Consider the following 14,219-nt stretch of genomic DNA (forward strand, 5'->3'; position numbering starts at 1 on the left):
TCGATTTATAACTAATAACTTTTAAGATTACCGAATAATTGAAGTATCAAAATATTGCGGAAGGTTGAGTAAGAAATGAACCAGATTTTTGAACTGCAAATGCGCTTTCGGATGTTTGTCTAAATGATATTAATATTGCATCAATTATCCCAGAAATCCATTTTAGCTTCAAGACTATCGGGAAAATTATTTTGAATTTCTTTTAGTGTTTCTTTAAGTGGTGATTTATCTTTTGTTTTGATATACCTGGCGAGTTCTCTTTGAATCAATAATTTAGGAAATGAACTATTGTTCTTAAAATCATCAATATCCTGATCGATAATTCTAATTATATCATCATATCTTCCACGGGGCATAATTGTTTCGGTTAATCCTAATCTTAAAATTATTCTGAATTCCTCAGGCGGAAGATATCCGTTGAAGTGATAAAACGAATTACCGTTATGATCTACAAAATAAATTGAAGGCGTCCAGTATGCACCAAAACTTCTTCTTACTTCTCTGTCTTTTATGATATCGAGCTTAAGCGGCACGAACCATTCATTAATATCTTTCTCAACCTTAGGATCAGGATAGGTTATTGAATAAAGTTTTCTACAACCGCCGCAATTTTCCATTTCGAATTGAAGCAGAATTACTTTGCGGGATTTAGCCGCTTCTTCTTTTGCCTGCTCAAAGTTATTAAGCCATTCCATTTTATTTCACCATAAAATTTACTTTCATAATTTTTATCTGTTGTAAAGACTCCTTCTGCAAGTGCATTTAATGCTTCACTCGTTGCTGCTTCTTTCTTAATTATATTTCTACTATTAAATTATTTTTTATTCTGCAGTAATTCAATAATCAACCTCTCAAGTTCAATCTCATCACCTTTCATATAACCAAGATGTGTATAAATTATTTTACCTTCTCTGTCAATCAAAACACTATAAGGGATATCAAAAGCGTAATAGACACGAGCTGTTTCATTATCAGTATCATACAAAACAGGGAACTTATACTTTTTAGATTTAGCGTAAGGTTTAACTTTTGCAACGGTCTTTTCATCATCGGTTGCAATTGCTAATAGCATTAAGTCATCATCACTATATTTTTCGAAAAGGAAGGAGAATGACTCTAACTGAGTAACCGCAGATCTGCAGCACGAGGACCAAAAACAAATCAAAATAGGGCCAGTTCCAATTAAGGATTTTAGCTCGATAATTTCACTATCAAGATTTTCAAGTTTGAAGTTAGGTGCGTTTCTTCCGATACCTGAAAGGTTATGGTTTTGTGCTGATGATATAGTGTTGAGCAAACTAACTACCAGAATTATCTGTAAATATTTCATTTTTATTGTACGGTATATATCAAATAAATTCCGCCAAGAATTACTAATACACCGCAAATTCTTTTTATCCACAAAATTGTTTTTGAGCCTTCTGACCAATTGAGATATTTCTGAACTTTTCCGGTTAAAGTGCCCGCACCAACAATAACCGAACAATGGCCTATCCCGAATGCCAGAAGAAAGGTGACAGCAAGTAAATAATTGGTTTGTGCTGTTTGAAACACGATACCAAGCACGGGAGCCATATATGCAAAAGTGCAAGGTCCCAATGCTAGGCCGAAAAGCAATCCAAGTATTAACGCAGCTAATACCCCTTTTGTTTTCGTCCTTCTTAATCCTGCATTGTTCCAATCAAATTTTATTATGTCTAGAAGATAAAGCCCAACTAAAAAGAAAATACCGGCGACAAGATAATTCCCAACGCCGCCAATATCTCCCATTAATCTTCCCAGCGACGCTGTAATAATTCCAATCAAGCCAATTGTAATTAATATCCCGACAGAAAATATTAAGGAGATGTTAAAAGTTCTACCTACTGATATTTTTCCTTGCGAACTTATAAAACCAACAACCAGCGGAATACTTGAAAGATGACAGGGAGAAAGAAGAATTGATAACACTCCCCATGCAAAAGAAGCAAGTACAGCAAGCCAGACTGAGCCCATCATTGCTTCATAAAGAGCTGTGAATAATCCTTCAAACATTATCAACCTTTTTTATTATTTGGTTTCAATCCTTTCCCTTGCAAAATCTTATCTATCTCTGCTTCCGGATAAAAACCTTCGTGACGGTGAAACTCTTTTCCATTCTCATCAAGGAAAACCTGAGTGGGAATTAATTTAATTCCATACTGCTGTGCGTATTTTTTCTGCTCAGCTTTCCAGACATCATAAAAAATAACTTTAATCTGTTCGTCGTATTTTTCTTCAATTGCTTTCATCACCGGCTGCATCTGCTTGCACGGAATACAGTTAACTGAACCGAGTTCGACGAACGTAACTTTTGGCTTTATATCTTTAGTTTGAGCAAAGCTCAACAAGGGTAATAATGCAAGAACAATTACCAGAAAAGTTTTTTTCATTTTAATTTCCTTTCAACCACAAAAGTAATTGATCATCTTTAGGTATGATACCTGTGCTTACTACTTTTTCATTTATAACCAAACCGGGCGTCATCATAATTCCATAATTCATCATTTCGTTTATATCCGTAACTTTCTCTACGGATGCATCAATGTTATTTACAGCAACCAGATCTCTTACTTTTGCTTCAAGCGTTTGACATTTCTTACAACCTGTTCCAAGAACTTTAATAGAAATCATTTTTTACTCCAAATTAATTTTTTACTTTTTTAAGATAATCTGTTAAGATTGATAACATTTTTTCTTCATACTCAATTATCTGAAGCACTTTATTGTTGCCGTCCATTATTACAACAGAAGGTGCAAACAGAGTTTCATATTCAATCTGCAATTCATTATACCAGTACGAATCAACTATCCAGTAATCATATTTGTCATCATTATCAGAAATAAATTTCAGCAGATCGACGGTTTGATTTCTGCTCATCTTAAGTGTGCAATAGCAGGACATTGAAGTGCTGAAGAGAAGCAATTTTGTTTTAGGCGATGAAAAGAATTTTTGCTTTGAAAATTCGTAGAAGATATTTTGAAAGTGAAGATACCAGTCATTGAAAAGTACAAAAGCAGAATCAACTGAAATGTTTTTTGATTCAAGTTCAAATTCATTTAAATGATTTTTCAGACTGTCAATTTTTTCCTGACTGGCATCAGGAGATGATTCTGATAATTTAAAACTAATACCGGAAGAAAGAAGCTTTTTAAGTTCAACAAAATCTGATGTAATTAATGAATCACCATCAGAAAGTGATATTAAAATTCTTTCAGCTTCTTTATTAACTGATTCAAAATACTGAGCATTACATATGCCGTTAATGAATAACAACAGCATAACAGGAAATGTTATTTTTATTAACATAATCTCCCTTTTGAGACAAATTATAATTTGAGCCTATTTATGGACAAATATCAGGAGCTTTAATAGTTCCCGCTTCAACTTTTACAAAATATTTTTTCTGAAAAAATAATGCAACATTAACAAGAGCAATTAGTGCAGGCACTTCAACTAATGGTCCTATTACAGCAGCAAATGCTTCTCCTGAATTTATTCCGAATACAGCAATCGCAACTGCAATCGCCAGCTCAAAGTTATTACTTGCGGCAGTAAATGATAACGTTGCTGTCTTGCTGTAATCAGCACCTACTTTTCTTCCCATATAAAATGAGACTAAAAACATAATCACAAAGTAAAGGAGAAGCGGGATTGCTATCCTAACAACATCCAGCGGAAGCTGAACGATGTATTCTCCTTTTAATGAGAACATAACAAGTATCGTAAACAGAAGTGCAATTAAAGTAATCGGACTGATCTTCGGGATGAATTTCTTTTCATACCACTCTTTGCTTTTTAATCTTAGTAAAGTAAACCGGGTTATCATTCCGGCAATGAATGGAATACCGAGATAGATGAAAACACTTTCGGCAATTTGCCCGATCGTTATATCTACAGCGAAAGTCTGTAATCCCAGGCATGAAGGAAGAACAGTTAGGAATACATATGCATAAATTGAAAAGAACAGTACCTGAAAAATCGAATTGAATGCAACGAGTCCTGCTGCATACTCAGTGTCTCCTTTAGCAAGTTCATTCCATACAATAACCATCGCAATGCAGCGTGCAAGTCCAATCATTATCAGACCAGCCATATATTCAGGATAATCCTGAAGAAAGATTATTGCAAGAACGAACATCAGTATGGGCCCAACAATCCAGTTTTGAATTAACGATAATCCAAGAACTTTCAAATTTCTGAAAACATCAGGAAGCTCCTCATATTTAACTTTTGCAAGAGGAGGATACATCATTAATATCAAACCGATTGCGATTGGAATATTGGTTGTGCCTACCTGAAACTGATTCCAGAAATTAACTACTATCGGAAATAGATATCCTGAAAAAACTCCGACAAGCATTGCGGCGAAAATCCACAATGTTAAATAGCGATCCAGGAATGAAAGTTTTTTTGTGAGAGTGCTCATAATTATTCATAAGGTAATGGAACACAGATTTTACTGATGAGACTGACTTGCACGGATTTATATCTATATGAATCCGTTCAATCCGTCTGATCCGTGCTCTTTTGTGTTTTTAATTCTTTAAGAAAAAAGTCATAAAAATCTCTTTTGATTTCGTCTCTAACTCTGCGATAGACAAACATTACTTCTTCCTCAGATCCAACTGCATCCGCAGGATCGTCAAAGCCAATGTGTAATCTATGCATAACATTTCCCATAAAAACCGGACAGGTTTCTTTAGCATTATCACAGACAGTTATTACGTAATCAAAAGATTGTGATAAATATTTTTCGACATCCTCTGCAACACCTTTACTTATATCAATCCCAATTTCCTTCATTGCTTTAACAGCAAACGGATTGACTTTTTCTGCTGGCTTTGTTCCCGCAGAATAAACCTCAAGATTTTCATCAAACGATTTCAGAAATCCTTCGGCCATTTGGCTGCGGCAAGAGTTTCCGGTACAGAGTATTAATATTTTTTTCTTCAACTATTACCTTTCATAAAAATTAATAGAACACAGATTACTCAGATTTAAACTGATCTACGCTGATCTGCAAAACCTGCGTCATCAGCGTGCTATCCCTCAAAACAAAGAACCATAAATCAACCCGCTTATTGTTGCCATTACAATTACAAGAGAGACATACACAATCGTTTTTTGTGTGCCGATGACACTTCTTATCACAAGCATATTTGGAAGAGATAAAGCAGGACCCGCAAGAAGCAAAGCCAGTGCAGGACCTTTTCCCATTCCGCTGTTTATTAATCCCTGAACAATCGGTATTTCAGTCAAAGTTGCGAAATACATAAATGCACCGGTTACTGAAGCAAATAGATTTGAGAAAACAGAATTTCCACCGACTAGTGTTGCAATCCATTCGTTCGGAATGATTCCATTACCGCCGGTTGGTGATCCAAGTAAAAACCCTGCAGCCAGTACTCCAACAGCAAGCAAAGGCATAATTTGTTTTGTAAAGCCCCAAGTTTCCTTCATCCATTCATTTGTTTCACCTTCTGAAAGAGACAAGATAATACTAAGTGAAATTACTGCAACCGTGAAAGGCACAAGTGGTTCTGGATAGATTATATAAGAAATTAAAGTTATTGCAACAGCTGATAGAACGTAGATTACTTTCAGCTTTAAAATAAATATCAGGGAAAAAACTAAACCTGCAGCAAAGATTGATGTAATAATCCATTTACTTGCAAACATAAAATACCAGAAGCCTTCCTGTTCACCCGGCTTTCCCCAATTTGCAAAGACAAGTATCGCAACCAGAATAAAAAAATGAAGCGAAGTTTGCCACAAAGGTCTGACTTCTTCAACAGCAGGCATAGATAGTTGTGTATCGGATTTTACTTTTTCTTCTTTTCTATAAATGAATGCCATTATAAGTCCAATTACAACACTGAATAAAACTGCACCAATAATTCTTGCAATTCCAAGTTCAACTCCAAGAATTCTGGCTGTAAGTATAATTGCGAGAATATTTATTGCAGGACCAGAATAAAGAAAAGCAATTGCAGGACCCAAACCAGCACCACGTTTATGTATTCCTGAAAACAAAGGAAGCACCGTGCAGGAACAAACAGCCAGTATCGTTCCTGATACTGAAGCGACAGAATATGCAATCCACTTTTTTGCATTTGCACCAAAATATTTTATAACAGATGCCTGGCTTACAAAAACTGAAATTACACCAGCAATAAAGAATGCCGGAACAAGACAAAGCAGAACGTGTTCTTGAGCATACCATTTTGCAAGCGACAATGCAGAATTAACAGACTCTTTAAAGATTGATGAATTAACAGGAAGAAAATAAGCGAGAAGGAACACACTAATTATCAGAATGAGTTTTTTATATTCTCCGCCCCATAAAGAAGCAAAATTTTCCCATTTCGATGTTTCGCTAACTGTCGAACTGTTCGTAAAAAATTTTTTAACGACTGCAGACTTCATAACGATTTACTTTGTGAACTTTCTGCTTATCGCTGATGATAAGCTGATCATCTGCGATCCAGAAATCGAGTGTAGTGATAATAGAAGAAATTCTGTTATCAGAAGGATGGGGATTTATTTTATAATTAACCCACTTGCCATCTTTTTCCTCAATGATAAAACCAGTTTCTTTAAGAATGCTCAAGTGTTTTGAGACTGTCGAAGTCGCAAGCTGGAGAACCTCTGTAATTTCGCAGACACACAGAGGTTTAGATTGAAGCATTTTAAGAATTCGCAGCCTGTTTGAGTCCGAGAGTGCTTTGAATAACCTTGTTTTGTCCATAACTATGAAAATTCACTTCGTTAACTAACGAAATATATAGTTATAAAAAATGGGATACAAATTTCTCTGTATCCCTTCTGAATTTAATCAGTTTTTATAACCAACAACTGTTATACTAAAAATTCCTGTGCTGCTCTTTTTGAATGATTCAATTTCTGAATCATTTAAATATTCTTTTAACACTTCATGAGGCAATTCAATTACTTTGGTTTTCTTAATCTCAATATTTCCGAACCCTGTGTCTTTTATTATTCCAAGATACTCATCCTGCTGAAGAGCACCTGCAACACAACCAGCATACATCTCTGCAGACTTTTGTAATCCAACTGGAAGCTCACCCTTCAGAACAATATCCGAAACGCAGAAATGAGCGCTAGGTTTAAGTACTCTGTAAATTTCTGAAAATGCTTTTCTTTTATCGGGAACAAGATTCAACACACAGTTACTTACTACAACATCTGCAAGATTATTTTCGAACGGCATTTGTTCGATATCACCTAAATGAAACTCAACATTCTTAAAACCAAGTTTTGTTTTGTTCAAATTTGCTTTTTCAACCATCTCTTCAGTCATATCAAGCCCAATTACTTTTCCCGTATCACCAACAATTGCTCTTGCCACGAAAACATCATTGCCTGCGCCTGAACCAAGGTCTACCACCGTATCACCTTTTTTTATTCCAGCATATTCCGTAGGTAAGCCGCAGCCAAGTCCAAGATCAGCATCAGCAACATATCCCTCCAGGTGATGATATTCATCCTGCATTACGGTATAACCAACTATTTTAGCTTCATCACCCCCACAACAAGCAGGTCCACAGCAGCCTGAAGCTTTAGATGCCTTTGCAATTTCACCGTATTTTTCTTTTACAACTTGTTTTAATTCATTTGGTGTTTCCATTTTACTTGTCCTTTCTATTTTCTTCTTTTTTGGTTTCTGATCCGCGGCAGCATGTGGGTCCGCAACAGCTTGATACTTTTTGTTCCTGTGCAATTTGTCTTTCTTTTTCTTTGACATTTTGCTTCGTTTCATTTGATGCCTTCATTTTTTACTCCTTCTTAATTTGATTTAACAACAACCTATTTTCGTAAACATTTTATCCAAAGCTGTTTTTGCTTTGAGTAAATTTTTATTATTCACACAGTAACAAATCTTCGGACCATCAATTTCGCCGTCAATCAAACCCACTCTTTTCAGTTCCTTTAAATGCTGGGAAACGGTTGCCTGTGCAAGCGGGAGCTGATCCACAAGACTTCCTACCATACAGGAATCCATATCATTTAAGATTTTCAGTATTCTTATTCTTGCCGGATGCGATAGTGCTTTCGCTACATCCGCCAGCCAGATATCTTCTTGTGTGAATTCATCTTTTTTTGAAACTGCCATAAAATTAATCCTTAAATCGTTCATCGTAAATATACGATAGATATTTTAAATGTCAAGACCATCCATCATTGATATCACACTTTTTTTATGAACAGTGAATGTCAATTTTGAGTAAAATTTCTTTATTGCTCCATAATGCAATGCTTTTCTCTTGAATTTTACCGAAAGAATGCCATTTCAGGTGGTTAATTGGTTGAATTAATCCGGGTTACTTATCACGAAATTGTCCTAAAAACTGAATCACTTAATTGTTATTTTTAATTGTTCGAAATAAAAAATTTTGACAGTGATAGTTTCTCCTAATATGGGGAGTGATTCGTGCACGAACTTTCAATCGCCCGGAATATCATCCAAATTGTCAACAGCAGTGTTGAGAGAGATAAGCTTAATCTCGTTGATAAAATATACCTAAAGTTCGGACTGTTAAGTAACATCCTGAATGACTCACTTAACTTCAGTTATAATTCTATAATCGAAAATACTCCTCTTAAAAATTCCAATCTTGTTATCGAAACTCTCCCGATAAAAATTCAATGTAAAGATTGTAATGAAATAACTACTACAAATGATTTCATATTCTGCTGTCCTTTTTGTAACAGCAATTCTATTTCGGTAATTGCCGGAGATGAATTAATTATCTCTTCAATTCATTTAAAAGATGAAAGCGGGTAAATAAGATGAGCATAATTACTGTTGAACGCAAAGTTCTCGAAAAAAATGATCAGATTGCCGCTGAACTAAGAACAAAGTTTAAAGCAAAAGGAATATTAGCTATCAACCTGCTTAGCTCACCGGGTTCTGGAAAAACAAGTTTGATAGAAAGAACAGTAGAGCAATTAAAAGACAAAATAAATATTTCCGTAATCGTTGGTGATGTTCAAACTGATAATGATGCAAAACGGATAGGTAAACCTGGTATTCCGGTGGTTCAGATAATAACCCACGGTTCCTGTCATCTTGAAGCACAGCTTGTAAGAGATGCTTATAAAAATATCGAAAATGAAAAAACAGATCTTTTAATAATTGAGAATGTAGGAAATCTCGTTTGTCCCGCCGGTTATGATCTCGGCGAAGATAAAAAAGTGGTTCTGCTAAGTACAACAGAAGGTGACGACAAGCCATTGAAATATCCTGCAATGTTCAGAAACTCATCTTCAATGGTTATTAATAAGATTGATTTGGTTCCTTATGTTAACTCCTCAGTTGAGGAGATTAAAAAAAATGCAAAGTCAATTAATTATGAACTCAAGATTTTTAATGTGTCCTGTAAAACTTCTGAAGGAATTGAAGATTGGTGTAATTGGCTGCTAAACCAAATAAAAAAGTGAAACAACGATTTAAAATATTGATTCAAGGTGCTGTTCAGGGAGTTGGCTTCCGTCCGTTTATATATAAACTTGCCGACGAGCTGAACCTGAAAGGAATTATCTCAAACACAGTAAAAGGCGTGAACATAGATATTGAAGGCGATGAGTCGCTACTAAACGAATTCGTTAGACGAATCAAAACGAACAAACCAAAACTTTCTCATATTACCAATTTTGAGATAAGCAAACTTGAAGTAAAAGGATTCAGTGATTTTAAAATTATTAATAGTGATTCACGAGGAGATCCTGAAGCGATAATTTTACCTGATATTGCAGTTTGTGACGAATGCTTGGCTGAAATGTTTGATTCGAATAACCGGAGATTTCTCTACCCTTTTATAAACTGTACTAACTGCGGTCCGCGTTTTTCAATTATTGAATCTCTCCCCTACGACCGACCGAATACTTCAATGAAAAAATTTGAGATGTGTGATGAATGTAAAGAAGAGTATGAAAATCCTCTGGACAGACGATTTCATGCTCAGCCAATTGCATGTCCCAAATGCGGCCCGCAAGTTCAACTTTTAAATCAAAATTGGAATTTGATTTGTGAAAAAGAAGATGCAATATCTGAAGCTGTTCAAAAAATAAAAGAAGTAAAAATTATAGCTTTAAAAGGTCTTGGCGGCTTTCAGTTAATTGTTAGTGCAGGAAATGATATTGCTGTTAAAAGACTTCGTGAAAGAAAGCACCGTGATGAAAAACCATTTGCTGTTATGTTTCCATCAATTGAAATGATTAAAGATTACTGCTTCGTCTCCGAAGTTGAGGAGAATCTATTGTTATCTCCAGAATCACCGATTACTCTTCTAAAGAAAATATCCAGCATCCGGAATCCTGCATCCCCCAAGGGGGCAAGCAATATCCAGAATCAAGCACCCAGCATCTCAGAATTCATTGCTCCTAATAATCCAAATCTTGGAGTAATGCTTCCATACACCCCGCTCCATCATTTGATTATGAAAGAACTTGGTCAACCGGTTATTGCTACAAGCGGAAATATTTCCGAAGAGCCTATGTGTATTGATGAGAATGAAGCGATTGAAAAATTATCCGGTATTGCTGATTATTTTCTGATTCATAACAGACCAATCATCAGACCTATCGATGATTCAGTTGTTAGAATCGTCAAAGATGAATCGATCATCTTGAGAAGAGCTCGCGGATATTCACCACTACCGATTTCAATCAGAAACGCAATAGAAGAAAACTTCGTTTGCGTTGGCGGTCATCTTAAAAATACTGTGTCCGTAAAAAAAGGAAAAGAAATATTTGTAAGTCAGCATATTGGTGATCTTGAGAATACAGAGGCAGAAAAATATTTTCGTAATACAATATCCGATCTTAAAGAAATGTACAAAGTCAATCCCTCGTATTTTGTTTATGATCTACATCCTGATTATTCATCAACAAAGTATTGTACAACTCAGAAAGTAAGGACAATTCCTGTTCAGCATCATATCGCTCATGTTGCAGCTTGCTTTGAAGAAAATAGACTCGAAAATAAATGCTTCGCTGTATGCTGGGATGGTACCGGTTACGGATTTGATTCCACTATCTGGGGTGGTGAATTTTTTACTTACAGTGCTGAAGACTTTAATCGCGTAGCACATTTCAGGCAATTCAGAATACCTGGCGGTGATGCTGCAGTCAAAGATACAAGACGATCATTGAGCGGAATTCTGTATGAAATTTTCGGCAATGATATTCCATTTGCAAAACTGAATTTGGCTGTTCCTGAAAACGACTTAGGTTTATTTACTCAAATGCTTAATAAAGATTTGAACTGCTTTAAAACAACAAGTGTTGGCCGGATATTCGATGCGGTTTCTTCCCTGCTTAATATTTGCAGAAAATCTTCATACGAGGGACAAGCTGCAATGATGCTGGAGTTTGCAGCCGATCAGAAAATATCCACTCATTATAATTTTAATCTGACAGAAAAATCAACCTTAATAATTGACTGGCAGCCAATGTTTGAGCAAATGTTCAATGACATTGCCAAGGAAGTAAAAGCTTCTACGATCTCAGCAAAGTTTCATAACACCCTTGTTGAGATCATCATGGCTTTGTCAGGAAGAATTGGACTAAAAGATGTTGTGCTTACCGGCGGCTGCTTTCAGAATGTATTTTTACTTGAAAGAACTATTGAAAGGCTTATTGAAGAAGGATTCAATCCACATTGGAATAAATCAGTTCCAACAAACGACGGAGGGATTTCATTTGGACAGGCAGTAATTGCCAATCACATTCTGAACAGAGATAATAAAACAAAGATTATCCAAACTGAAACAATGAGAGTCTAACTATGTGTCTGGCAATACCCGGCAAAGTTCAAAAAATAATTGACGAGAAATCTTCTCCAAAAATGGCTGAGGTTAATTTCGATGGAGTTATAAAGCATGTTTGTGTTGATTTCATTCCTGATATAAAAGTTGGTGAATACGTCATGGTTCATGTCGGCTTTGCATTAAACAAAGTCGATGAGAAAGAGGCATTAAATCAGCTGAAAGCAATTTCAACAGCAGAAGATATAATCAGAAAGAAGATGAAATGAAATTTCTTGATGAATATCGTGATGCTGAAAAAGTAAAAATACTTGTCGATCAGATTCAATCGCTCAATATTCCGCCTATCAATATTATGGAAGTGTGCGGAAGCCAGACTCATACTATACTAAAATATAATCTTGAAGAACTTCTGCCTGCTAATATAAATCTTATTCACGGTCCCGGCTGTCCCGTATGTGTTACTCCAATTGGTATGATTGATAAAGCAATTTCACTTGCGCAAAAGAAAGATGTAATTTTCACTTCTTATGGTGATATGCTTCGAATTCCCGGAAGTAAAAACAGTTTGATGAAAGTAAAAGCATCCGGTGCCGATGTAAGGATGATTTATTCACCTCTCGATGCAATAAGATTAGCGAAAGAAAATCCTGATAAAAAAATTATTTTCTTCGCAATAGGTTTTGAAACAACAGCACCTGCAAATGCGGCTTCAATTTTAACTGCAAAGAAAACAAAACTGACTAACTTTTTTGTGCTTAGTTCTCAAGTACTGATTCCACCTGCTGTTCAGTCACTTCTTGATTCTGATCTGATAAAATTAAACGCTTTGCTTGCACCGGGACATGTTTGTACAGTCACAGGCACCAAATGGTGCGGTGAAATTTCAAATCATTATAAAATACCAATTACTGTAACAGGTTTTGAACCGGTAGATATTCTGGAGGGTATTCTTATATCAGCAAAACAAATTTTATCGAATGAACACGACACAGTTAACCAATATAAAAGAGTTGTAACTAAGGATGGAAATCTTAAAGCACAGGAAACGATTTACAGTGTTTTTGAAATCTGTCATAGAAACTGGAGAGGACTTGGTGAAATAAAAAACAGCGGATTGAGAATAAGAAATGAGTTCAGTCACTTTGATGCTGAAAAAAATTTTGAGATTAATTCAGTTACTACCAATGAAGATGAAAGATGTATTGCTGGTGAAATTCTTCAGGGATTGAAAAAGCCAAATGATTGTAAGTTGTTTAGTAAAGATTGCACACCAACAAAACCTGTTGGCGCACCAATGGTATCGTCTGAAGGTGCTTGTGCTGCTTACTTTAATTACCGAAAAGTTAATGAATTAGTATAATGAATATGGATTGCCCAATACCAGAAAATGAATTTGAAAAAATATTGCTTGCACATGGAAGCGGCGGTTCTCTTACAGGCAAATTGATTCAGGATATATTTATTAAATCATTTAATAATGATTTACTTGCAAAAGAGCACGATGGTGCTGTATTTAATATTGATGGAAAGAAGTTAGCGTTTACAACTGACTCATTTGTTGTTAATCCGATTTTCTTTCCTGGCGGAAATATCGGTGAATTAGCAGTTTACGGAACAGTTAATGATCTTGCTATGTGCGGGGCAAAGCCACTTTACCTTTCTGCATCATTTATTATTGAAGAAGGATTTGAGATGGAAACGCTGCAGCAAATTGTTGCCTCAATGAAAACTGCTGCGGATAAATGCAATGTTCAGATCATAACCGGGGATACAAAGGTTGTTGAAAAAGGAAAAGGTGATAAAATTTTTATTAATACATCGGGAATTGGAATTGTTCCTGATGAAGTAGATCTCTCACCGTCAAATGTTAAAGAAGGAGATAAAATTATTTTAAGCGGTACGATTGCTGATCACGGTATTGCAGTTCTATCTGCAAGAGAAAATCTTGCATTCCAATCTGAAATTAAAAGCGATACTGCACCCCTCAATGATCTTGTTGAAGTTATGCTCAAAGTTTCAAAAAATATTCATGTTCTGCGTGATCCGACCAGGGGCGGACTCGCCGCTTCTTTAAATGAAATTGCTTCCAAAGCTGCTGCCGGAATTATAATCCATCAGGATAAGATTAAGCTTAAAAACGAAGTTAAAGCTGCCTGCGAATTATTAGGACTCGATCCGCTTTACATTGCCAATGAGGGAAAGTTGATCTGCTTTGTTACACCTGACGATGCTGAAAAACTTTTAATTGAAATGAGAAAAAATTCACTGGCAAAGAATTCCGAGATTATTGGTGAGGTGGTGAATGAATATAAAGGCAAAGTGGTTTTAAAAACTTTAATAGGAACGAAAAGAATTTTAGATCTTCACACTGTCGAGCAACTGCCAAGGATTTGCTGAAAGGAATA

Annotated in this window: 18 protein-coding genes; 6 read left to right on the plus strand and 12 right to left on the minus strand. The window is 35.6% G+C overall.

From position 1 onward, the window contains the following. Positions 1-140: 140 nt before the first annotated feature. From IPM14_10530 to IPM14_10585, 12 genes are all read right to left on the minus strand, one after another. A complete protein-coding gene (locus tag IPM14_10530; GenBank protein ID MBK9098527.1) occupies positions 141-695 on the minus strand; it encodes a thioredoxin family protein in 555 nt (184 codons plus the stop codon). A 119-nt stretch (positions 696-814) separates the two neighbouring features. After that, entirely contained in the window at positions 815-1,330 is a 516-nt protein-coding gene (locus IPM14_10535) for a TlpA family protein disulfide reductase (protein MBK9098528.1), read from the minus strand. A 2-nt stretch (positions 1,331-1,332) separates the two neighbouring features. Continuing rightward, positions 1,333-2,034, minus strand: a complete 702-nt coding sequence (locus IPM14_10540; GenBank protein MBK9098529.1) for a cytochrome C biogenesis protein — start codon at positions 2,032-2,034, stop codon at positions 1,333-1,335. Positions 2,035-2,036: 2 nt separating this feature from the next. After that, positions 2,037-2,411, minus strand: a complete 375-nt coding sequence (locus tag IPM14_10545; protein ID MBK9098530.1) for a thioredoxin family protein — start codon at positions 2,409-2,411, stop codon at positions 2,037-2,039. A gap of 1 nt (position 2,412) precedes the next feature. Continuing rightward, complete coding sequence (locus IPM14_10550) at positions 2,413-2,652, minus strand: TM0996/MTH895 family glutaredoxin-like protein (protein ID MBK9098531.1); 240 nt, start codon at positions 2,650-2,652, stop codon at positions 2,413-2,415. A gap of 13 nt (positions 2,653-2,665) precedes the next feature. After that, the gene (locus IPM14_10555; protein MBK9098532.1) at positions 2,666-3,328 is read right to left on the minus strand and encodes a hypothetical protein; all 663 of its coding nucleotides are present in this window, start codon (positions 3,326-3,328) and stop codon (positions 2,666-2,668) included. Between the two features lie 37 nt (positions 3,329-3,365). After that, the gene (arsB, locus tag IPM14_10560; GenBank protein MBK9098533.1) at positions 3,366-4,448 is read right to left on the minus strand and encodes an ACR3 family arsenite efflux transporter; all 1,083 of its coding nucleotides are present in this window, start codon (positions 4,446-4,448) and stop codon (positions 3,366-3,368) included. A gap of 77 nt (positions 4,449-4,525) precedes the next feature. Then, complete coding sequence (locus tag IPM14_10565; protein MBK9098534.1) at positions 4,526-4,975, minus strand: arsenate reductase ArsC; 450 nt, start codon at positions 4,973-4,975, stop codon at positions 4,526-4,528. A 96-nt stretch (positions 4,976-5,071) separates the two neighbouring features. After that, the gene (locus tag IPM14_10570) at positions 5,072-6,448 is read right to left on the minus strand and encodes a permease (protein MBK9098535.1); all 1,377 of its coding nucleotides are present in this window, start codon (positions 6,446-6,448) and stop codon (positions 5,072-5,074) included. After that, positions 6,429-6,770 carry a winged helix-turn-helix transcriptional regulator gene (locus tag IPM14_10575; protein ID MBK9098536.1) on the minus strand — a complete coding sequence of 114 codons (342 nt, stop codon included), beginning with the start codon at positions 6,768-6,770 and terminating at the stop codon, positions 6,429-6,431. Before IPM14_10575 ends, IPM14_10570 begins: the two co-directional genes overlap by 20 nt. Before the next feature lie 87 nt (positions 6,771-6,857). Next, the gene (arsM, locus tag IPM14_10580) at positions 6,858-7,670 is read right to left on the minus strand and encodes an arsenite methyltransferase (GenBank protein ID MBK9098537.1); all 813 of its coding nucleotides are present in this window, start codon (positions 7,668-7,670) and stop codon (positions 6,858-6,860) included. A gap of 168 nt (positions 7,671-7,838) precedes the next feature. Further along, complete coding sequence (locus IPM14_10585; protein MBK9098538.1) at positions 7,839-8,156, minus strand: winged helix-turn-helix transcriptional regulator; 318 nt, start codon at positions 8,154-8,156, stop codon at positions 7,839-7,841. Between the two features lie 318 nt (positions 8,157-8,474). Here IPM14_10585 and IPM14_10590 point away from each other — a divergent pair, with 318 nt between their 5' ends. From IPM14_10590 to hypE, 6 genes are read left to right on the plus strand one after another with little or no spacing between them, the layout of a single operon-like run. Next, entirely contained in the window at positions 8,475-8,828 is a 354-nt protein-coding gene (locus IPM14_10590) for a hydrogenase maturation nickel metallochaperone HypA (protein MBK9098539.1), read from the plus strand. Positions 8,829-8,833: 5 nt separating this feature from the next. Next, positions 8,834-9,484 carry a hydrogenase nickel incorporation protein HypB gene (hypB, locus tag IPM14_10595; GenBank protein MBK9098540.1) on the plus strand — a complete coding sequence of 217 codons (651 nt, stop codon included), beginning with the start codon at positions 8,834-8,836 and terminating at the stop codon, positions 9,482-9,484. Continuing rightward, on the plus strand, positions 9,457-11,829 hold the full coding sequence (hypF, locus tag IPM14_10600) for a carbamoyltransferase HypF (protein ID MBK9098541.1): 2,373 nt from the start codon (positions 9,457-9,459) through the stop codon (positions 11,827-11,829). The genes hypB and hypF overlap by 28 nt, the downstream gene beginning before the upstream one ends. A 2-nt stretch (positions 11,830-11,831) precedes the next feature. Beyond that, entirely contained in the window at positions 11,832-12,080 is a 249-nt protein-coding gene (locus tag IPM14_10605) for a HypC/HybG/HupF family hydrogenase formation chaperone (protein ID MBK9098542.1), read from the plus strand. Next, a complete protein-coding gene (gene hypD, locus IPM14_10610; GenBank protein ID MBK9098543.1) occupies positions 12,077-13,174 on the plus strand; it encodes a hydrogenase formation protein HypD in 1,098 nt (365 codons plus the stop codon). The genes IPM14_10605 and hypD overlap by 4 nt, the downstream gene beginning before the upstream one ends. Continuing rightward, positions 13,174-14,211, plus strand: a complete 1,038-nt coding sequence (gene hypE / locus IPM14_10615) for a hydrogenase expression/formation protein HypE (protein ID MBK9098544.1) — start codon at positions 13,174-13,176, stop codon at positions 14,209-14,211. Before hypD ends, hypE begins: the two co-directional genes overlap by 1 nt. The last annotated feature ends 8 nt before the right edge of the window (positions 14,212-14,219 follow it).

It is taken from the genome of bacterium (assembly GCA_016716565.1).
Lineage (GTDB): Bacteria > Bacteroidota > Ignavibacteria > Ignavibacteriales > Ignavibacteriaceae > IGN2.